Raw genomic sequence first — 19,339 nt, 5'->3', positions numbered from 1 at the left:
CGTGGCGGATCCGAACCCCTTGCAGCGTGTTACGCGCCGACCTTGAACCGCACGAAGTCGGTCACGGTGATGCCGGCGTCCTTGGCGACCTGGCCCACGGACAGCTTGTTGTCCTTGGCGTAGTCCTGGTCGAGCAGGGCGACCTGCTTGAAGAACGCGGCGACACGGCCCTCGACGATCTTCGGCAGGGCGGCCTCCGGCTTGCCCTCGTTGCGGGAGATCTCGGTCACCAGCTGGCGCTCCTTCTCCACCTCGTCGGCCGGGACGTCCTCACGGGTGAGGTACGACGGGTTGGCGAAGGAGATGTGCTGGGCGATGCTGCGCGCGGTCTCCGCGTCGTCGCCCGAGTAGGCGACGACGACGCCGATCTGCGGCGGCAGGTCCTTGCTGGTGCGGTGCAGGTAGACCGACACGTTCTCGCCCTTGACGGTGCGGACGCGGCGCAGCTCGACCTTCTCGCCGATGATGGCGGCCTCGTCCGAGATCAGCTGCTCGACGGTCTGGTCGCCGGCCGGAGCGGCCAGGACGGCCTCGACCGAGTCGGCCTCGACCGCGGCGGCCGCGTCGGCGACCTTCTCGGCCAGGGCGATGAAGCGCTCGTTCTTCGCGACGAAGTCGGTCTCGCAGGTCAGCTCGATGAGCGTGACCGCGCCGTCCTTCTCCCGCGCGACGACGAGGCCCTCGCTGGTGGAACGGTCGGCGCGCTTGGCGTTGCCCTTCGCGCCCTTGAGGCGCAGGATCTCGGTCGCCTTCGCGACGTCGCCGTCCGCCTCCTCGAGCGCCTTCTTCGTGTCGACCATTCCGGTGCCGAGCTGCTCACGCAGCGCCTTGATGTCGGCGATGGTGAAGTTGGCCATGTGTGGTGGCTCCTTGCTTCGTGGGTGTGCGTGTCTGCTGATTCGTGCTTACTTGTCCGCGGTCTCGGCGGCGGCGACCTCGACGGTCTCCTCGGCCGGAGCGGCGTCCGCCTCGGGGGCGGTCTCGGTGGCGGCGGCCTCGGTGGCCCCGCCCTCGAGGAGCTCGCGCTCCCACTCGGCGAGCGGCTCGGCGTCGCCGGCGTCCGGGTTGTGACGCTGCTGCAGCCCCTCGGCCGCGGCGTCGGCGATGATGCGGGTCAGCAGCGACACGGAGCGGATCGCGTCGTCGTTGCCGGGGATCGGGTACTGGAAGTCGTCCGGGTCGGCGTTGGTGTCGAGGATGCCGATCACCGGGATGCCGAGCTTCTTGGCCTCGTCGATGGCGAGGTGCTCGCGCTTGGCGTCGACGACCCACAGCGCCGACGGGGTCTTGGAGAGGTTGCGGATGCCGCCGAGCGACTTGTGCAGCTTGTCCAGCTCGCGCTTCTTGAGCAGCAGCTCCTTCTTGGTGAAGCCGGAGGCGGCCGGGTTCTCGTAGTCGAGCTCCTCGAGCTCCTTCATGCGGGCGAGGCGCTTCGCGATGGTCGAGAAGTTGGTCAGCAGACCGCCCAGCCAGCGCTGGTTGACGTACGGCTGGCCGACGCGCGCGGCCTGCTCGGCGAGGATCTCCTGCGCCTGCTTCTTGGTGCCGACGAAGAGGATGGTGCCGCCGCGGGCGACGGTCTCCTTGACGAAGTCGTACGCCTGGTCGATGTAGGACAGCGACTGCTGCAGGTCGATGATGTGGATGCCGCTGCGCTCGGTGAGGATGAAGCGCTTCACCTTCGGGTTCCAGCGACGGGTCTGGTGTCCGAAGTGCACGCCGCTGTCGAGCAGCTGGCGGATGGTGACCACAGCCATGGTCTTCTCCTGATTCTGGCGCTGTGTGCGCCGTTGAGGTTGCTTGGCCGATCGGGCCGATCGGCTGTCCTGGTGCCCGGCGCGCACCCGCCCGACGACGTATCGTTCGAAGGGACCTGTGGGTGCGGATGCCGCGACCGGAGTCGCTCTGGGCACGCGTAGTCACCTCGGAGTCGAGGTGCATCGCCCAGTGTACAGGATCGAGGTGCCCGGGACGGTGCGCCGAGGACGGCGCGGGGCTGGTGTTCTCCTGCACCGGCGGGTGGTTCTCGCGGGTTCTCCCCCGCGTGCGGCATCCGCGATCCGCGCGGGGGCCGGAGCGGCGGATGCTGGGGCGATGCGCACACACTCCTCGCGCCGGCGGGCGCGTTCCTGGTGCCGGCGGACGGTGTCGTCGCGACGGCGGGCTGTTCCCTCGCGCCGGCGGATGCTGCTCGCCGCCGTGATCCTCGCCCTGACCGTTCTCGCCGCGGGAGGTCCGGCGTCCTCCGCGGCGGACGCCCCCGAGGCGGCCCCGGGCTTCCCGTGGACGTGGCCCGTGCCCGGCCCGCGCGCCGTGGCGGAGCCGTTCCGGGCGCCCGCGCACGCCTACGGCCCGGGGCACCGCGGCATGGATGTGCGCGCCGTGACCGGTGCGGCCGTCCGCTCCCCCGCGGCCGGGGTCGTCGCCTTTCGGGGCGTCGTCGTGGACCGGCCGCTGCTGACGATCGATCACGGTGCCGGATACGTCACGACCCTCGAGCCGGTCGCCTCCGACCTCGCCCCCGGCACGGCGGTCGAGGCGGGCGAGGCGGTGGGCGTGCTGGTCACGGGCGGTCACGCCGACCCGGGGACGCTGCACGTGGGCCTGCGGGTGGACGGGGCGTACGTCAACCCCGCCCCGTTGTTCGGCGCCGTCCCGCGCGCGGTGCTGCTGCCGTGCTGCGGGACGGTTCCCTGAGTGTTCCGCGCGGGTGTCCGGTCACGCCCGCGGGTGCGCGAGCCGGTAGGTGGCGGTGAGCCGCTCGGCGGAGACGTGCGTGTAGATCTGGGTGGTGCCGAGGCTTGCGTGCCCGAGGATCTCCTGGACGGCGCGGAGATCGGCGCCGCCGTCGAGCAGGTGCGTCGCGGCGGTGTGCCGGAGCGCGTGCGGGCCGACGGTCTCGGCGCCGATGAGCGGGGCGAGCACGCGCGCCACGAGGGCGTAGACCGTCCGCGGCCCGATCCGGCCGCCTCGAGCGCCCAGGAACAGCGCCGGCGTGTGGCCGTCGCGTCGCGCCGACAGCGCGGGCCGTCCGCGGGCGAGGTAGGCGCCGACGGCGTCCCGCGCCGGGAGGCCGAACGGGACCACCCGCTCCTTCGACCCCTTGCCGAGCACGCGCGCGGTGGCGCGGTCGAGGTCGACATCGTCGACGTCGAGGCCGCAGAGCTCGGAGACCCGCATCCCGGACCCGTACAGCAGCTCGAGCATCGCGCTGTCGCGCAGCGCCACGGGGTCGCCCTCGGCCGCCCGCGCCTGCTGTTCGTCCAGGAGCGCCCGCATGCCGTCCCTCGATGCGACCGCGGGGAGCGTCTTCGGCTTCTTCGGCGTGACCAGTCGCAGGCTCGGGTCGACCGGGACGACGCCCTCGTCCCTGGCCCATCCGAAGAAGGATCGGGCGGCGGCCGCGCGGCGCGCGAGGGTGGAGCGGGCGTCTCCGCGCTGCGTGGCCCGCCAGAGCCAGTCCCGCAGATGCTCGAGGTCCACGGCGGAGACGTCCATGTCGTCACCGAGGCCGGCGCCGAGATCGGCGAGGTCGCTGCGGTACGCGCGCACCGTGGCAGGCGACAGCCGGCGCACCCGTTCCAGGTGCGTCACGAAGGCCGCGACCGCGTCGGTGTACCGCACCCGTCCAGCTTGCCGCCGCTGCGCCGCCGGCGGTATGCGCCGCGCCGCCGGCGTGTGCGCCGCGCCGCCGCACCGCCGTCCGCGGGGGTACGGGCGCGGACCGACCCCGCGGACGGACCGTGGCCCCCGGGCCGCTCGCGGCCGGTCATCCGCCCCGGCGCCAGCCGACCTCCCCGCGCACCGCGCTGCCGTCCAGGGCGAGCAGCCCGAGCACGGACCGCACCCGGTCCACCGACATCCCGGTGCGCCGTGCCAGATCCTCGACCCCGCGCTGCGCGCGTCCGCTGAGCGCGTCCAACACCCGTGTGCGGTCCGGGTCGTCGCCGTGCGCCGCGGCCGCCGCCGGCTCCTCGCCCCACAGCTCCCGCACCTCCTGCGCCGTGGTCACGCACACCGCGCCGTACTCGCGCATCAGCCGGTGGCATCCGGCCGACGCCGCCGAGGTCACCGGCCCGGGCACCGCGCCGAGCGGACGGCCCAGCGCTGCCGCGTGCCCGGCGGTGTTCAGCGATCCGCTGCGCCAACCCGCCTCGACCACCACGGTCGCCATCCCGAGCGCCGCGATGAGCCGGTTGCGCTGCAAGAACCTCCACTTCGTCGGCGCTGCGCCGCAGGGCACCTCGCTGACGACGGCGCCGTGCTCCCGGATCCGCTCGAACAGCTGCTGGTGCCCCGCCGGATACGCGCGGTCGACGCCACCGGCGAGGAAGGCGACCGTCGTGCCGCCGACACCGAGTGCCGCCCGGTGCGCCGCCCCGTCGATGCCGTACGCGCCGCCCGAGACGATCGCGACGCCGCTCGCCGCCAGATCCCCGGCCAGCTCGACGGCCACGTGCTCACCGTATCCGGTGGCGGCGCGAGCGCCCACGACGGCGACCGCGGGCTCCGCGGCCATCGCCGTCGCGTCGCCGCGCACCCACAGCACGAGGGGCGCGTGTGCGCCCAGATCATCGAGGAGGACCGGCCACTCGCCGTCGCCGGGCATGACCATCCGCGCGCCCACCTCGGCCGCGCCGCGCAGTGCGTCGGCGAAGGCCCGCAGATCCGCACGGGGCCGCCACCGGGCCTGCGCGTCCGCGAGCGCGCGCGGCGTGACGTCGTCCCCGGCGGCCAGGAGAGCCGCCTCGTCGAGCGCGAGCTCCAGGGCGCGCGGTGCGCCGAGCATCCGGACCAGGGCTCCCGCGACGCCGTCGCCGGGCTCGGCGAGCACCGACCACGCGGCCCGCGCCACGGTCTCGGCGGGGTCCGCATCCGGCCGCACCGCGGCGGCCGCCTCTCGGATGGCGCGGTCCGCGAGCAGGCCGTCGATCGTCAGGTTCCTCATGCCAGCAGTCCTCTCTTCAGGAACAGCGCCCGCCCGATCTCGTCGGCGCCGGGGCGATCGAGGCCCCCCAGATCCGCCATCGTCCACGCCAGGCGCAGCGTCCGGTCGTAGGCGCGGAGCGTGAGGCCTCCGCGCTCCAGCGCGCGGTCCAGCGGCGCCCGCACCTCGGGCGGCAGCCGCAGCGGCCCCTGCCGCAGCCGGCTGCCCGGCACGTCGCCGTTCCGCCGCCACGGCGTCCCCTGCCAGCGCTCCGCCGCCGCCTCCCGTGCCGCCAGGACCCGAGCGCGCGCCGCCGCCGAGGTGACGGCCGAACGCTCCCCCGAGGTGGCCCGGGCGGCGGCCACCCGGGCCACGTGCAGCTCGATGTCCAGCCGGTCGCGCAGCGGTCCGGACAGCTTGGACGCGTACCGGCGGATCGCGATCGGCGGGCAGGTGCACTCCGCGCCGCGCACCCCGTAGTTGCCGCACGGGCACGGGTTCATCGCCATCACCAGCTGGAATCGCGCCGGGAAGCCGGCGGTGAACCCGGAGCGGTGCACGTCGATCCACCCGGACTCCAGTGGCTGGCGCAGAGCGTCCAGCGCGGCCCGGGCGAACTCGGGCGCCTCGTCGAGGAACAGCACGCCACGGTGGGCCCGGACGATCGCCCCCGGCCTGACCACCCGGGACCCGCCACCGACCATCGCCGCGGTGGACGCGCTGTGGTGCGGCGCCTCGAACGGCGGCATCGGATCGAGGTTCGTCACCGCCTCGCCGGACAGCGAGCGGATCGCAGCCACTTCCAGGGCCTCCTCCTCGCCCAGCCGTGGCAGGATCCCGGGAAGCCGGCGCGCGAGCATGGTCTTCCCTGCGCCCGGCGGGCCGCTGAGCAGCAGATGATGTCCGCCGGCGGCGGCCACGACGAGCGCCGCGACCGCCTCGTCCTGGCCGATGACGTCGGCGAGATCCAGCTCCTCGGCCGGCGGAGGCTCGGAGGCGGGCAGCCTCACCGGCTCGACGTCCCCGACCTCGACGTCCGCGCCGTGCGAGGCGGCGACCTCCCCGAGGGTCGCGGCGCCCCGCACCTCGATCCCGGGCACCAGGCGCGCCTCCTCCGCGTTCGCCTCCGGGACCACGACTCGGCCGAACCCTGCGCGGGCCGCCGCGTACACGGCGGGCAGCACGCCCGCCACCGGGCGGAGCCGGCCGTCCAGGCCGAGCTCGCCGATGTGCACCGTCGACCGGATCGCGCCGACCGGCAGCGCCCCGCCGGCCGCGAGGGTCGCCACCGCGATGCTGAGGTCGAAGCCGGAGCCCTGCTTGGGCAGGCTCGCCGGGGACAGGTTGACGGTCAGTCGCCGCCGGGGCAGGTCGAGCCCAGTGTTCGTGCAGGCGTTGTGCACGCGCTGCACCGCCTCGCCGAGGGACTTGTCCGGCAGTCCGATGATCTTGAACTCCGGCGTCTGATTCGACACGTCCGCCTCGACCTCGACCATGTGGCCGTCGACTCCGGTGAGCGCGACCGCCCACGTCCGCGCGGTCCTCACAGCAGGTCCACGAGGTGCTCGAGCCGCGCGGTGGCGGCATCCCGGCCGGTGAGGCCGATGGCTTCCAGACGGATGGTGCGGTGCTCCGCGGCATCCGGATGCGCCTGCGCCCACGCGTACGCGAGCTGCCACAGCCGACGGCGCTTGCGCGCGTCGATCGCCTCGAACGGATGCCCGTAGCTCTCGGATCGGCGGGTCTTCACCTCGACGACGGCGAGGACTCCCCCGATCCGCGCCACGATGTCGATCTCGCCCTGGGGGCATCGCCAGTTCCGGTCGATGATGTCGTAGCCGAGCGCATCCAGGTGCGCCGCCGCGCGGTCCTCACCTGCGCGTCCGAGGTCGTCCTTCGCTGCCATGCCGACAGCCTGAGGCACCGGCCGCACCGCCCGGGACCGGGATCACGGCACCTCGGGACGGATTCCCGGATCGGGCTGTCTGTGCAGGACGATCGCTCACTTGCCGTCGAGCGACAGCTCCTCCGGCAGCTCGAACTCGCGGCGCTGCAGCTCCTCGACGTTGACGTCCTTGAAGGTGAGCACCCGCACGGCCTTCACGAACCGGTCGGCGCGGTAGATGTCCCACACCCACACGTCGTGCATCGAGATCTCGAAGTAGAAGTCGTGCTCGGTGTCGCGCCGCACCACGTTGACCTCGTTGGCGAGGTAGAAGCGGCGCTCGGTCTCGACGACGTACTGGAACTGCGAGACGACGTCCCGGTACTCCCGGAACAGCGCCAGCTCGAGTTCGCGGTCGTAGTCGTCGAAGGCTTCCTCATCCATGATGACTCCATCCTACGAGTCCGGCCGGGCCGCGCCGTCCTGGTCAGAACAGGGTGGGTGCGTCGGCGATGGACCAGGAGGCGCGATGGAACGGCGACAGCCCGCACTCGCGGATCGCCTCGCGATGCTCGGGGCTCGCGTACCCCTTGTTGCGGTCCCACTGGTAGGCCGGGTGCTCGTCGTGCAGCGTCGTCATGTACGCGTCCCGCGCCACCTTCGCGATCACGGATGCGGCGGACACCGACGCGCAGTCGCGATCGGCCTTGATCACCGGCCGCACCGTGAGACGCGTGGGATGCACGCGGGAGACGTAGTCGTGGTTGCCGTCGAGGATCACCAGGGCGCTGTCGACGTCCGCGCCCTGCGCGACCACGGCCTCCACCGCCCGCGAGGCCGCCAAGCCCAGTGCCCGCATGATGCCGACCTCGTCGATCTCCGCGGCGCTGGCCCATCCGACGCCGGAGGCGAGCACCCACCCGCGCGCCTTCTCGGCGATCTCGGGCCGTCGCCTCTCCGTGATGAGCTTCGAGTCGCGCAGTCCCTCCGGCACCCGGCGCCGCGCCCCCGCGGCATCCATCACCGCTGCTCCGACCGCGACCGGTCCGGCCAGCGCCCCGCGACCGACCTCGTCCAGCGCGATGATGAGGTCGAACTCCTTCAGCAGCGACCTCTCGAGCGTGAGTCTGGGTGCGACGACGGTCATTCCGGCTCCCGCACAGCACGATACACGTCGTCGTGGGTGTCGATCAGTCCCAGGCGGTCCAGCGGCCAGGTGGTCAGGAACGCCCGGCCCACGACGTTCTGCAGCGGCACGAACCCGCCGCCGGGCAGGTCCTGGTGAGCCCGCGAGTCCTGGGAGCGGTCGCGGTTGTCGCCCATCACCCACAACGACCCCTCGGGCACGGTGACGTCGAAGGCCGCGTTGGAGGCGGCGGTGTCGCCGTCGGGGAGGTTGAGGTAGCTCAGCTCGTCGATGGGCGAGCCGTTGATCGTGATCTGCCCGAGAGCGTTGCAGCACACGACATGGTCGCCGGGCATCCCGATCACACGCTTGACGAGGTGGTCCTGCGAGTCGGAAGCGGAGATGCCGATGAACGTGAGGACGGCGTCCACGGCCTCGACGAGGGCGGGGCGGGCGGGACGCTGCGGCTGCGGCGGCAGCCAGCCGCCGGGATCCTTGAACACGACGACGTCGCCGCGGTCGTAGCCCGCCCAGCGCGGCGTCAGCTCGTCGACGAGGATGCGGTCGTCCACCAGCAGGGTCCGCTCCATCGACCCGGACGGGATGTAGAACGAGCGCACCACGAAGGTCTTCACGACGAAGGAGACCAGGGCCGCGACGAGGAGGATGACCAGCACATCCCGCACGAAGACGAGCATTCCGCGGTGCCGCTTGGGTCGATCGGCGGCGGGAGCGGCTTCGGTCGTCATGTCCATCCTCTGCATCGGGCACCGCCCCACGACGGCATCCTCAAGCCTTGCACATCACCGGCACAACGAAACGCACCCCGGGAGCGGGTCCCGGGGTGCGTCGTGGCAGAGGCGCGGTCAGTTGTCGCGCTTCTCCTTGATCTTCGCCTTCTTGCCGCGGAGGTTCCGCAGGTAGTAGAGCTTGGCGCGGCGAACGTCACCGCGGGTGACGACCTCGATGTGGTCGATCACCGGGGAGTGCACCGGGAAGGTGCGCTCGACGCCCACCTGGAAGCTGATCTTGCGGACCGTGAAGGTCTCGCGCACGCCGTCACCCTGGCGGGCGATGACGACGCCCTGGAAGACCTGGATGCGGGAACGGTTGCCCTCGGTGATGTTCACGTGCACCTTGACGGTGTCACCGGGGTTGAAGTCGGGGATGTCGGAACGGAGCGAAGCCGCGTCGACGGCGTCGAGGATCTGCATGATCGTCTCTCTCTGCACTCGCCACAGGTCGGATGCAATGGAAGGGAATGGAACGGGTTCGTGCCGAACGGCGCGCAAGGCGTCCGCGGGCTCCCCTGAGGCAGAGCCGGGTCACGGCACAAGCATCCATTCTGCCATGAAGCGGACGGCCCGCCAAACCGCGTCACTCGCGCTCGTCGCGCTCCCGGATGACGATCACGTCGTGCGCGGTCGTCGGCGGCGCGGCGCTCTCGACCCGCGACCAGGTGATGGTCTCGCGGATGCGTGCGCCGCTCCCCCGCGCCTCGTTCCACAGCTGCCACAGCTGCAGCCAGAACAGGCCGATGGCGGCCAGGATCGCGCCGGTGAGCAGCCAGCCGAATGCGCCGTCGATGAAGAAGCCGACGGCGATGGTGAGCGCGTGCCAGCTCGTGAAGCCGAGCACGTCCCACCACGAGACGGCCCGTTCCGCGCGCACGGAGGGCCGGGAGCGGGTGAGCAGGGTCAGCAGCAGCTGCCCGACCAGCACCGACGGGATGGCGATGAACAGCACCCAGACGAACGCCCAGCCACCGGCCTGGAAGACGCCCCAGCCGACCAGCAGCCACAGCGGCAGCACGAAGGCCGCCGGGAGGAGCCAGCGGAAGAAGGCGCGTCGCAACCACATGCCTCGATCGTACGTCGCGTCCCCGGGTCGCCACCCGGGTTTCGCTGTGAGCATCCACCGTGTGCGCATCGGGGAGAATGGATGCCGACGAGAGGACTACCCCATGATCGAACTGCGCACCCCGGCCGAGATCGACGAGATGCGCGCCGCCGGCCGCTTCGTCGCCGAGACCCTGGCGACGCTGCGCGAGGAGACGACCGTGGGCACCAACCTGCTCGACATCGACCGCCGCGCCCACGACCTCATCCGCAAGGCCGGGGCCGAGTCGTGCTACATCGACTACCACCCGTCGTTCGGAGCGAGCCCGTTCGGGAAGGTGATCTGCACCTCCGTGAACGACGCGGTGCTGCACGGCCTGCCGCACGACTACGACCTGCGCGACGGCGACCTGGTCTCGCTCGACTTCGCGGTGTCCGTCGACGGCTGGGTCGCCGACTCGGCGATCTCCTTCGTCGTCGGCACGCCGCGCGACGAGGACCTGCGCCTCATCGACACCACGGAGCGCGCCCTGGACGCGGCGATCGCTGCCGCCACGGTCGGCAACCGGATCGGCGACATCTCGGCCGCCATCGCCGCCGTCGCCCGGGGCGAGGGGTACTCGATCAACACCGACTTCGGCGGGCACGGCGTCGGGCGGATCATGCACGGCGACCCGCACGTGCCGAACGACGGACGCGCGGGCCGCGGGTTCCCGCTGCGCGCGGGCCTCGTCTTCGCCCTGGAGCCGTGGTTCCTCGCCACGACCGACGAGCTGATCACCGACCCCGACGGCTGGACGCTGCGCAGCGCCGACGGCTCCCGTGGAGCCCACTCCGAGCACACCGTCGCGGTCACCGCGGACGGACCGATCGTGCTCACCGACCGCTCCTTCCTCGGCGTCGACTGACCGGCAGCGGGACGGTTCTCGTGCAGGCGGCTCCCAGGCACAGCTGAAGCCCGCCGTCTACCCTCGTGCGTGACACGTCCGACGACCGGGGGAACGCCAGACGATGACGATGCGACACGCCGCGGCGAACGACGGATCCTGGCTGGGCTGGCTGATCGACACGGTCGTGCGTCTGATGGATGTGATCGGACCCGCCGGCGCCGGCGTGGCCATCGCTCTGGAGAACCTCTTCCCGCCGTTGCCGAGTGAGGCCATTCTCCCGATGGCGGGCCTCGCGGCCCATCAGGGGGCGTTCGCGCTGTGGGAGGCGGTGACGTGGACGACGCTCGGTTCGCTTGCGGGGGCGTTCGCCCTGTACGGGCTGGGGGCGGCTTTCGGCGTGAGCCGACTGCGCCGGGTGGCCGACCGGCTGCCGCTGGTGTCGGCGGCGGACGTGGACCGGACGGTGGCGTGGTTCGAACGGCATGGCGGCAAGGCGGTGTTCTTCGGGCGATTCGTGCCCGTGTTCCGCAGCCTCATCTCCCTCCCGGCGGGCGTCGCGCGGATGCCTCTGTGGCATTTCGGCCTGCTGACCGCGATCGGCAGCCTGCTCTGGAACACGCTGTTCATCCTGTGCGGCTGGTTCCTCGGCACCGGCTGGCACATCGTCGAGCAGTACGTCGACGTGGCCCAGAACGTGGTGATCGCCGCCGTCGGCCTCGTACTCACGATGTTCGCCGTCGTGCGCGCCCGCTCGCTCCGGGCGGCCCGGCGCGAACCGGAACCGCGTGAGCTGCGGCGCGGGCGGACGGCAGCCGGTGCCGACGCGGATCAGGACGCGGAGGCCTCGACCGGACCGCTCCCCGCGGGTTCCGCCCGCTGAGCAGATCCCGTGCCGTCCCGGCGCTTCGCGCTCCGGTACACGAACACCTCGGTGATCCCGGCCGCCTCGATCCCCGCCGTCATCCGCCGACGCTCCCGGTCATCCGCGACGAGGAAGCTGCTGACGGTCTGCCAGCGGCGGAGGTAGCCGGTGCGCGTGATCCGCTCGCGCCACGCGATCTCGCGACGGGCCTCGAGCACGAATCCCGGCAGCTCCTCGGTCACCGACGCGGTCGTGGCACCCGGTCGGTCGCCGAGAGCAGGATGCAGGATCCGCTGACACGCGCGGTCCCATGCGCACGCGGGATCGAAGCGGTTCCACAGCAGGCCCAGAACGCCGCCCGGAACCAGCACGAGGCGGATCTGCGCGCAGGCGCGCTCGCGGTCGAACCAGTGGAAGGCCTGCGCCACCGTGACGACGTCGACCGAGGCGTCCTCCACGGGCACCTCCTCGGCGGTGCCGATCAGCGCCTCCACGGACGGCAGCTTGGCGCGCAGCACGTCGAGCATCGGCCTCGAAGGCTCGACCGCGATCACGCGGGATGCCCGGCCGATCAGCCGCTCGGTGAACTTCCCCGTTCCCGCGCCGAGATCGAGCGCCGCCCGCACCGGCACGGGGATGATCGCCTCGGCTGCGGCCTCGGGGAAGCCCGGCCGGTACCGCTCGTAGTCCTCCCCGGCATCCAGGAACGACTTCGCCAGCACCTCATCGACCATGCCTGGACGCTATCAGCGCCGAGAGCGATCACTCGCCGGCGAGGAGATCGGGGCGGCGGGCGCGGGTCCGCTCGAGCTGCTGCTCGCGCCGCCATGCGGCGATCGCGCCGTGGTTGCCGCTGAGCAGCACCTCCGGCACCGGCCGGTCGCGCCACACGGACGGCTTCGTGTAGGAGGGGTACTCCAGCAGGCCGTCCTCGTGCGACTCCTCGACGAGGCTCTCGGGATTGCCCACCACGCCGGGGATGAGCCGGCCGATGGCCTCGATCATCGCCATCACGGCGACCTCTCCCCCGTTGAGCACGTAGTCGCCGAGGCTGATCAGCCGGACCTCGCCGCGGGTCGCGGCGTAGTCGAACACCCGCTCGTCGATGCCCTCGTAGCGCCCGCAGCCGAAGACGAGGTGCTCGCGCGTGGCCAGTTCCCGGGCCGTGCGCTGCGTGAACAGCTCGCCGGCGGGAGAGGGGAAGATGATGGTCGGCCGCGGGTCTGCCATGCCTTCGGCCGGAGTGAGGGCGTCGAGCGCCTCGCCCCACGGCTCAGGCTTCATCACCATGCCGGCGCCGCCCCCGTACGGGGTGTCGTCGACAGTGCGGTGCCGGTCGTGGGTCCACTCGCGCAGGTCGTGCACGTGCAGATCGAGGATGCCGGCGTCCCGCGCCTTGCCGAGCAGCGACAGGGTCAATCCGTCGAAGTAGGACGGGAAGATGGAGACGACGTCGATCCGCATGGCTGCGTCCGCGCGGGTCAGTCGGATGCCGGGGACGCGTCGCGCGCCGCCGAGGGGGCGGCGTCCGTGTCCGAGGTCTCCGCCGGCAGCTCCTCGAACAGCCCGGGCGGAGGGGTGACGACGATGCGCCCAGCGGCCACGTCGACGGTGGGCACGATCGCCTCGACGAACGGCACCATGACCTCGCCGGCATCCGTCTTCACGATGAGCAGATCCTGGGCGGGCAGGTGATCCACGCGCAGCACACGGCCGACGACCCGGTCGTCGCGGACGACGTCCAGCCCGACGAGCTGGTGGTCGTACCAGGCGTTCTCCTCGGCCTCGTCGTCCTCGTCCATCCACAGGATGGCCCGGACCAGGGACTCGGCGGTGGTGCGGTCCTCCACGCCCTCGAGGAAGACGACCGAGCTGCCGTTCATCACGCGGTAGTCGCGGACAGTGACGGTCTTGCCGTGCCAGACCGACGCCTCGGGCACCTGCAGGGTGAACTCGGCGCCCGGCACGAACCGGCGCTCGGGATTGTCGGTGTAGAGCTCGAGCTTGAGGGCGCCCTTGAGCCCGTGCGCCTTGAGGAGGCGTCCGACCCGGAGCTGGTTGCGGGCCTTGTCCTGCGCCACGTCAGTCGTCCGCGACGTCGACGCGCACGCGACGCCCGTCGGCCAGTGCGGAGATGAGCGTCCGCAGCGCCTTCGCTGTGCGGCCGCCGCGCCCGATCACGCGACCACGGTCATCCGGGTGCACGTGCACCTCGAGCAGGTCGCCTCGCGGCGATGCGGATGCGGTGATGCGGACGTCGTCCGGGTGATCGACGATCCCCTTGACGACGTGTTCGAGCGCGGCGGCGAGCACGACGGCTTACTCGGCGTCGGCCGCGGCCTCGGCGGCGTCCTCGGCAGGCGCCTCAGCCGGCTCGGCCGGAGCCTCGGCCTTCTTCTCGGCCTTGGGCTTGATGACCGACTTCTTGGCGGAGTCGATCTCGAAGGCCGGCTTCGGCTCTGCGGTCTTCAGGGTGGACTTGGCGTCCTTGTCGCCCTTGAACTTGCCCCAGTCGCCGGTGATCTTCAGCAACGCGGTGACCTGCTCGGTCGGCTGCGCGCCGACGGACAGCCAGTACTGGGCGCGCTCGGAGTCGACCTCGATGAACGAGGGCTCCTCGGTCGGGTGGTACTTGCCGATCTCCTCGATCACGCGACCGTCGCGCTTGGTGCGCGAGTCGGCGACGACGATGCGGTAGTAGGGTGCGCGGATCTTGCCCATGCGCTTGAGACGGATCTTGACAGCCACGATTCTCCTGAGTGGTGTGGAAGGAAGACGAACTGGTCGCCTGGAGCGTGGGGTGCACACCCGGCGGAAGCTCTGAGGGTGGACGGATGCTGGATAGAGGGTCGAGCAGGCCGTCCGACCCTCCATTCTGCCAGATCGCTCCGTGTGACGCGAACCATGACGCGCGCGGATGCACCGGCCGGGGGGGCCGTGCCAGACTGAGCGCGTGCCGCTGGAATTCGCGCCGTCCGCCCGCTCCACCGTCGGCGTGGAGTGGGAGATCATGCTCGCCGACCCGAAGACCGGGGATCTGGTGGGAAGAGCTCCTGAGCTGCTCGGCGCGCTCGAGGAGCAGAGCGCCGCCGAGCGCCACACCGTCACCGGCGAGCTGCTGACCAACACGATCGAGGTCACCAGCGGCGTCGGCGGCACCGTCGCCGAGGCGCTCGACGACATCGCCGCGGCGATCGCGACCGTCCGCGCCGCGACCGACCCGGCCGGGATCGAGCTGCTATCCGCCGGCAGCCACCCCTTCGCGCAGTGGTACAACCAGCGGGTCACCGACAAGACCCGCTATCACAAGCTGATCGAGCGGACCCAGTGGTGGGGCCGGAACATGATGATCTGGGGCATCCACGTGCACGTCGGCGTCGACGACCGCGACAAGGTGCTGCCGATCATCGCGGCGCTCTCCAACTTCCTGCCCCATCTGCAGGCCCTCGCCGCCTCCAGCCCGTACTGGGCCGGTGAGCGGACCGGGTACGCGTCCAACCGCGCCCTCGTCTTCCAGCAGCTGCCCACCGCCGGGCTGCCGTGGTCGCTGCACACGTGGGCGGAGTTCGAGTCGTACTTGGACGACATGGTCCGCACGGGGGTGATGCAGGACGCCTCGGAGGTGCGCTGGGACATCCGCCCCGCGCCGCGGTGGGGCACCGTCGAGGTGCGCGCGTGCGACGGCATGTCCACGCTCAGCGAGCTGGCCTCGGTGGCGGCGCTCGTGCAGTCGCTCGTGGAGCACTTCTCCCGCGAGCTGGACGAGGGGCGCACTCTCGCGACCATGCCGCCGTGGTTCCACCGCGAGAACAAGTGGCGCGCGGCTCGCTACGGCCTGGACGCCCGCGTGATCGTGGATGCCGCGGGGTCGCAGGTCCCCGTGCGCGAGCACCTGGCGGCCGTCGTCGAGGATCTCCGCCCGGTCGCCCGTGACCTGGGGTGCGCGGCGGAGCTGGACGGCGTGCTCACCACGCTTCAGGTGGGCGCCAGCTACGAGCGGCAGCTGGCCGCGGCCGACGGCGCCGACGGAGATCTGCACGCGGTCGTGCATCACCTGATCCGGGAGTTCCGTCAGGGCCCGGAGACCTCGGTGGCACCCTCGCCCTCGGCGGCGCCGTAGCCTCGGCGACCGGGCCTCGGCGCCGCAGCCCTCGGGTCGGCGTCGCGGGCGTCAGCGTTCGCCCTGCTCGGCGAGGCCGCGGGCGAGGGTCTCGTCCAGCACCACGTCCGTGACGACGCCGGCGGCGATGGCCGCGCGCAGGCTGTCCAGCTTCGCCACCCCGGACACGATGCACACCCGGCGCGGCACGCGGCGCAACCGGTCCAGCCCTGGCCCGGTGGCCCGGGCGTTCAGCCGGATGTCGCGCCAGCTGCCGTCCGCGCGGAAGAACACCGTCGCGACATCGCCGATGGCGCCGTCCTCCCGGAGGTTGCGGTAGTCCTCCTCGCTTAGGTATCCGCCGACGTAGACGCGGCTGGGCACCTCGGCGGCGGGTGAGCCGAGGCTGAACACGGCGACGTCCATCTTGGCCTGATAAGCCAGCACCCGGCGGGTGCTGCGCTCGCGCCACATCGCCTCGCGGGTCGCCGGGTCGTCGAAGAAGGCCGGCACCGGGAACTGCTCGACCTGCGCGCCGAAGGCGCGGCCGAAGCGCTGCAGGATGTCGCTGGAGTACTCCAGGCCGCTGGTCTGCGTGTTCCCTGCGCCGTTGAGCTGCACGAACGTCGTGTTGTGGGTGTCCTTCTGCACCAGGGAGCGGCTCACCATGCTGATCGTCGATCCCCAGGCGATGCCGACCACCATGTTCGAGTCGATGAACTGCGACAGGAGGCGCCCGGCGGTGAGGGCCACGCGCTCCATGCGCTCCACCTCGTTGATCACTCCGGGCATGGGCACCACGTGCGCCGCGACGCGGAACCGGTCCCGGATGCGCTGTTCGAGCATGCCCGCGCGTTCGAACGGCGAGTTCACCCGGATGTCGACCAGCCCGGTGTCGCGCGCGTAGCCCAGCAGCCGGGACACCGAGGAGCGGGAGGTGCCGAGCTCGCGGGCGATCGCCTCCATGGTCATGTCCTGCAGGTAGTAGAGCTTGGCGGCGGTGAGCGCCGCGCGCACCTTCGTGTCCCGTCCCCGGGCTTCCGTGACAGCCATCCCCGCACCTCCAACGCTCAGCTTTGCACATATGTGCAGTGGACTTGTCCATCAGCGCGAAGAGGTCGATCATGGTGCCAGCAGGAACGGAGTCCCATGATGACTGAGACCACCCGCACAGCCCGCCGCGATGCCGAGCTGACCGCAGTCCGCGATGCGGGCCGCACCACCGTCCTGGTGATCGGCGGGGGCATCAACGGCATCTCGCTGTTCCGGGATCTCGCCCTGCAGGGCGTGGACGTGGTGCTCGTGGAGCGCTCCGACTTCGCCTCGGGCGCGTCGGCGGCATCCAGCCACATGATCCACGGCGGCATCCGGTATCTGGAGAACGGCGAGTTCCGCCTCGTCCGCGAGTCCGTGCAGGAGCGCAACGGCCTGCTGCGGATCGCCCCGCACTTCGTGAAGCCGCTGCAGACCACGATCCCGATCTACTCGACCTTCTCCGGCATCCTCTCCGCTCCCCTGCGCTTCCTCACGCACCGCAGCGGCAAGCCGAAAGAGCGCGGGGCGTTCCTGATCAAGGTCGGCCTGACGATCTACGACACCTTCTCGCGCGATGGCGGCGCGGTGCCTCGGCACCGCTTCCTCGGCCGTCGGCGCTCGCTGCAGGAGCTGCCGCAGCTGGATCCCGACATCAAGTACACCGCGACCTACTACGACGCCTCGATGCATGACCCCGAGCGCCTCGCCCTCGACGTGCTGCAGGACGGCCGCAGCGCGCACGCGGGGGCGTACGCGGTCAACTACGTCGAGGCCGTCGGCCGCCGGGACGGGAAGGTCGTTCTGCTCGACCGGGAGAGCGGCGAGGAGTTCACCATGGCCGCGGACGTGGTCGTGAACACCTCCGGCCCGTGGACCGACCTCACCAACGAGGCGCTCGGCACCGAGACGCACTTCATGGGCGGCACCAAGGGATCGCACATCGTCCTCGACCACCCCGATCTGCTGGCGGCCACGAAGGGCCGGGAGATCTTCTTCGAGCACGACGACGGCCGGATCGTGCTCATCTATCCGCTCAAGGGCCGGGTGCTGGTCGGCACCACCGACATCGACGCCGACCCGCGGGTTCCGGCGCGCTGCACCGAGGAGGAGGTCGACTACTTCTTCGACCTCATCCACCACGTCTTCCCGCGCATCCAGGTGTCCCGCGACGACATCGTGTTCCGCTTCTCCGGCATCCGTCCCCTGCCCCGCCACGAGGACACCGCGCCGGGCTTCGTCTCCCGCGACTACCGCGTCGAGGTCGACGACTCCGGCGAGACGCCGGTGCTCAGCCTGGTCGGCGGCAAGTGGACCACGTTCCGCGCGCTCGGCGAGTCGCTCTCGGACCGCGTGCTCGGCCTGCTCGGACGTTCCCGGCGGGTCTCCACGGCAGCTCTGCCGATCGGCGGCGGGCGCGGGTTCCCGCGTACGGTCCGTGCTCGGCAGTCGTGGAAGGAGACCCATCTTCCCGGTGCCGGCGACCGCGGCGACCAGCTGCTCGCCCGCTACGGGACGCGCGCGGCCGAGGTGTGGGCGCACATCCGCGCCGGCGAGGACCGTCTGCTCGCGGGCGGCGCGCTGTCCACGCGCGAGCTGGAGTGGATGGTCGAGAACGAACTGGTCGTACGCCTGGCCGACATCCTGCTGCGACGCACCAGCATCGCGTTCGTCGGGGATGCCGACGCCGCGGTGCTCCGGGAGATCGCGGACGCGCTCGCACCGCTGCTGGGCTGGGACGCCGCACGGCGCGACGCCGAGATCGCGCGGACACGAGAGATTCTGAACGACGCCCACGGGCTGTCGATCACCGAGCCTGCACGCCCCTGAGCGATGCAGACCGCCCTGGCGGCGGATCCATCACAAGTCGCGCCCGCTCGCACGACGACCGCGGGTGCACGGAAAGGTCAATGAAGACATGGCAGATGTCAATCTCGGACTGTACTTCCTGTCCGAACTCGTCGGCACGGCGATGCTCGTCCTCCTCGGCTGCGGCGTCGTCGCGAACGTCGCGCTGGCCAGGAACAAGGGCTACGGCGGCGGCTTCTTCATGGTCAACTGGGGATGGGGTCTGGCGGTCTTCGCCGGTGTCCTCGTCTCGTCGTACTCGGGTGCGCTGCTGAACCCGGCGGTCGCGATCGGCCTGCTCATCGCCGGCAAGATCTCGTTCGTGATGTTCCTCGTCGCGGTCGCCGCTGAGATGGTCGGCGCGATCCTCGGCGCGGTCGTGGTGTGGCTGGCGTACCGTCAGCACTTCGACATCGAGGAGGACCCGGCCAACAAGCTCGGCGTGTTTTCCACGGGACCGGCCATCCGCTCGTACGGCGACAACCTCGTCACCGAGATCATCGGCACGTTCGTCCTCGTCTTCGTGATCTTCGCGTTCGCGGACTACGGTGACGTGGAGATCGGCACTCCCGGTGCGCTCGGCCCGCTCACGGCACTGCCGGTCGCCCTGCTGGTGGTCGGCATCGGCGCCTCGCTCGGTGGACCCACCGGCTACGCGATCAACCCGGCGCGTGACCTCGGTCCGCGGATCGCCCACGCCATCCTGCCGATCAAGGGCAAGGGCTCCAGCGACTGGGCCTACTCGTGGGTGCCGGTCGTGGGCCCCCTCGTCGGCGGCGCGCTCGCGGCCCTCGCCGCACCGGCGCTGCTCTCCCTCGCCTGATCCGCCGCA

The 19,339-nt window shown here is 71.6% G+C and carries 23 protein-coding genes; 6 read left to right on the top strand and 17 right to left on the bottom strand.

The window, feature by feature from the left end; genetic code table 11:
- Positions 1 to 29: 29 nt before the first annotated feature.
- Both tsf and rpsB read right to left on the bottom strand, forming a co-directional pair.
- Positions 30 to 857 (bottom strand): translation elongation factor Ts, encoded by an 828-nt coding sequence (gene tsf, locus JSY13_RS05670; RefSeq protein ID WP_259608040.1) that lies wholly within the window; start codon positions 855 to 857, stop codon positions 30 to 32.
- Between the two features lie 48 nt (positions 858 to 905).
- A complete protein-coding gene (gene rpsB / locus JSY13_RS05665) occupies positions 906 to 1,757 on the bottom strand; it encodes a 30S ribosomal protein S2 (RefSeq protein WP_259608039.1) in 852 nt (283 codons plus the stop codon).
- Between the two features lie 427 nt (positions 1,758 to 2,184).
- Between rpsB and JSY13_RS05660 the strand changes: the two genes are divergently transcribed.
- Positions 2,185 to 2,697, top strand: a complete 513-nt coding sequence (locus JSY13_RS05660) for a murein hydrolase activator EnvC family protein (protein WP_259608038.1) — start codon at positions 2,185 to 2,187, stop codon at positions 2,695 to 2,697.
- A 21-nt stretch (positions 2,698 to 2,718) separates the two neighbouring features.
- Here JSY13_RS05660 and JSY13_RS05655 read toward each other — a convergent pair whose 3' ends face one another.
- From JSY13_RS05655 to JSY13_RS05615, 9 genes are all read right to left on the bottom strand, one after another.
- Positions 2,719 to 3,624, bottom strand: coding sequence for a tyrosine recombinase (locus JSY13_RS05655; RefSeq protein ID WP_259608037.1), 906 nt, complete (start codon positions 3,622 to 3,624; stop codon positions 2,719 to 2,721).
- Positions 3,625 to 3,769: 145 nt separating this feature from the next.
- Positions 3,770 to 4,948, bottom strand: coding sequence for a DNA-processing protein DprA (gene dprA / locus JSY13_RS05650; RefSeq protein ID WP_259608036.1), 1,179 nt, complete (start codon positions 4,946 to 4,948; stop codon positions 3,770 to 3,772).
- A complete protein-coding gene (locus JSY13_RS05645) occupies positions 4,945 to 6,474 on the bottom strand; it encodes a YifB family Mg chelatase-like AAA ATPase (RefSeq protein ID WP_259608035.1) in 1,530 nt (509 codons plus the stop codon). The genes dprA and JSY13_RS05645 overlap by 4 nt, the downstream gene beginning before the upstream one ends.
- Positions 6,471 to 6,833: a YraN family protein gene (locus JSY13_RS05640; protein ID WP_259608034.1), complete on the bottom strand. Its 363-nt coding sequence runs from the start codon at positions 6,831 to 6,833 to the stop codon at positions 6,471 to 6,473. The genes JSY13_RS05645 and JSY13_RS05640 overlap by 4 nt, the downstream gene beginning before the upstream one ends.
- A 96-nt stretch (positions 6,834 to 6,929) precedes the next feature.
- Positions 6,930 to 7,256: a DUF2469 domain-containing protein gene (locus JSY13_RS05635; RefSeq protein WP_259608033.1), complete on the bottom strand. Its 327-nt coding sequence runs from the start codon at positions 7,254 to 7,256 to the stop codon at positions 6,930 to 6,932.
- 43 nt (positions 7,257 to 7,299) lie between these two features.
- The gene (gene rnhB, locus JSY13_RS05630; RefSeq protein WP_259608032.1) at positions 7,300 to 7,959 is read right to left on the bottom strand and encodes a ribonuclease HII; all 660 of its coding nucleotides are present in this window, start codon (positions 7,957 to 7,959) and stop codon (positions 7,300 to 7,302) included.
- The gene (gene lepB / locus JSY13_RS05625) at positions 7,956 to 8,687 is read right to left on the bottom strand and encodes a signal peptidase I (protein ID WP_259608031.1); all 732 of its coding nucleotides are present in this window, start codon (positions 8,685 to 8,687) and stop codon (positions 7,956 to 7,958) included. Before lepB ends, rnhB begins: the two co-directional genes overlap by 4 nt.
- A 117-nt stretch (positions 8,688 to 8,804) precedes the next feature.
- On the bottom strand, positions 8,805 to 9,152 hold the full coding sequence (gene rplS, locus JSY13_RS05620) for a 50S ribosomal protein L19 (RefSeq protein ID WP_259608030.1): 348 nt from the start codon (positions 9,150 to 9,152) through the stop codon (positions 8,805 to 8,807).
- A gap of 163 nt (positions 9,153 to 9,315) precedes the next feature.
- Entirely contained in the window at positions 9,316 to 9,798 is a 483-nt protein-coding gene (locus tag JSY13_RS05615; protein WP_259608029.1) for an MFS transporter permease, read from the bottom strand.
- A 103-nt stretch (positions 9,799 to 9,901) separates the two neighbouring features.
- Here JSY13_RS05615 and map point away from each other — a divergent pair, with 103 nt between their 5' ends.
- On the top strand, positions 9,902 to 10,684 hold the full coding sequence (map, locus tag JSY13_RS05610; protein ID WP_259608028.1) for a type I methionyl aminopeptidase: 783 nt from the start codon (positions 9,902 to 9,904) through the stop codon (positions 10,682 to 10,684).
- A 109-nt stretch (positions 10,685 to 10,793) separates the two neighbouring features.
- Positions 10,794 to 11,546 (top strand): DedA family protein, encoded by a 753-nt coding sequence (locus JSY13_RS05605; protein WP_259608027.1) that lies wholly within the window; start codon positions 10,794 to 10,796, stop codon positions 11,544 to 11,546.
- Here the strand turns inward: JSY13_RS05605 and JSY13_RS05600 are convergent.
- Genes JSY13_RS05600 through rpsP form a run of 5 tightly spaced genes read right to left on the bottom strand, consistent with a single transcriptional unit; the run spans position 11,495 to position 14,276 of the window.
- Positions 11,495 to 12,262 (bottom strand): class I SAM-dependent methyltransferase, encoded by a 768-nt coding sequence (locus JSY13_RS05600; protein WP_259608026.1) that lies wholly within the window; start codon positions 12,260 to 12,262, stop codon positions 11,495 to 11,497. The genes JSY13_RS05605 and JSY13_RS05600 overlap by 52 nt on opposite strands.
- A gap of 28 nt (positions 12,263 to 12,290) precedes the next feature.
- Complete coding sequence (trmD, locus tag JSY13_RS05595) at positions 12,291 to 12,992, bottom strand: tRNA (guanosine(37)-N1)-methyltransferase TrmD (protein ID WP_259608025.1); 702 nt, start codon at positions 12,990 to 12,992, stop codon at positions 12,291 to 12,293.
- Positions 12,993 to 13,009: 17 nt separating this feature from the next.
- Entirely contained in the window at positions 13,010 to 13,609 is a 600-nt protein-coding gene (gene rimM, locus JSY13_RS05590) for a ribosome maturation factor RimM (protein WP_259608024.1), read from the bottom strand.
- Position 13,610: 1 nt separating this feature from the next.
- Complete coding sequence (locus JSY13_RS05585) at positions 13,611 to 13,841, bottom strand: RNA-binding protein (RefSeq protein WP_071644715.1); 231 nt, start codon at positions 13,839 to 13,841, stop codon at positions 13,611 to 13,613.
- A 6-nt stretch (positions 13,842 to 13,847) separates the two neighbouring features.
- Positions 13,848 to 14,276: a 30S ribosomal protein S16 gene (gene rpsP, locus JSY13_RS05580; RefSeq protein WP_259608023.1), complete on the bottom strand. Its 429-nt coding sequence runs from the start codon at positions 14,274 to 14,276 to the stop codon at positions 13,848 to 13,850.
- A 169-nt stretch (positions 14,277 to 14,445) separates the two neighbouring features.
- Between rpsP and JSY13_RS05575 the strand changes: the two genes are divergently transcribed.
- On the top strand, positions 14,446 to 15,648 hold the full coding sequence (locus tag JSY13_RS05575; protein ID WP_432806440.1) for a glutamate--cysteine ligase: 1,203 nt from the start codon (positions 14,446 to 14,448) through the stop codon (positions 15,646 to 15,648).
- Between the two features lie 51 nt (positions 15,649 to 15,699).
- Here the strand turns inward: JSY13_RS05575 and JSY13_RS05570 are convergent, their stop codons facing one another.
- The gene (locus tag JSY13_RS05570; RefSeq protein WP_259608021.1) at positions 15,700 to 16,680 is read right to left on the bottom strand and encodes a sugar-binding transcriptional regulator; all 981 of its coding nucleotides are present in this window, start codon (positions 16,678 to 16,680) and stop codon (positions 15,700 to 15,702) included.
- Between the two features lie 99 nt (positions 16,681 to 16,779).
- Between JSY13_RS05570 and JSY13_RS05565 the strand changes: the two genes are divergently transcribed.
- Both JSY13_RS05565 and JSY13_RS05560 read left to right on the top strand, forming a co-directional pair.
- On the top strand, positions 16,780 to 18,489 hold the full coding sequence (locus tag JSY13_RS05565; protein ID WP_259608132.1) for a glycerol-3-phosphate dehydrogenase/oxidase: 1,710 nt from the start codon (positions 16,780 to 16,782) through the stop codon (positions 18,487 to 18,489).
- An 88-nt stretch (positions 18,490 to 18,577) separates the two neighbouring features.
- Complete coding sequence (locus tag JSY13_RS05560) at positions 18,578 to 19,330, top strand: MIP/aquaporin family protein (RefSeq protein WP_259608020.1); 753 nt, start codon at positions 18,578 to 18,580, stop codon at positions 19,328 to 19,330.
- Positions 19,331 to 19,339: the final 9 nt, after the last annotated feature.

The sequence above is a fragment of the Microbacterium neungamense genome (genome assembly GCF_024971095.1).
Lineage (GTDB): Bacteria > Actinomycetota > Actinomycetes > Actinomycetales > Microbacteriaceae > Microbacterium > Microbacterium neungamense.
This window is presented reverse-complemented; position numbering and strand designations above follow the sequence as displayed.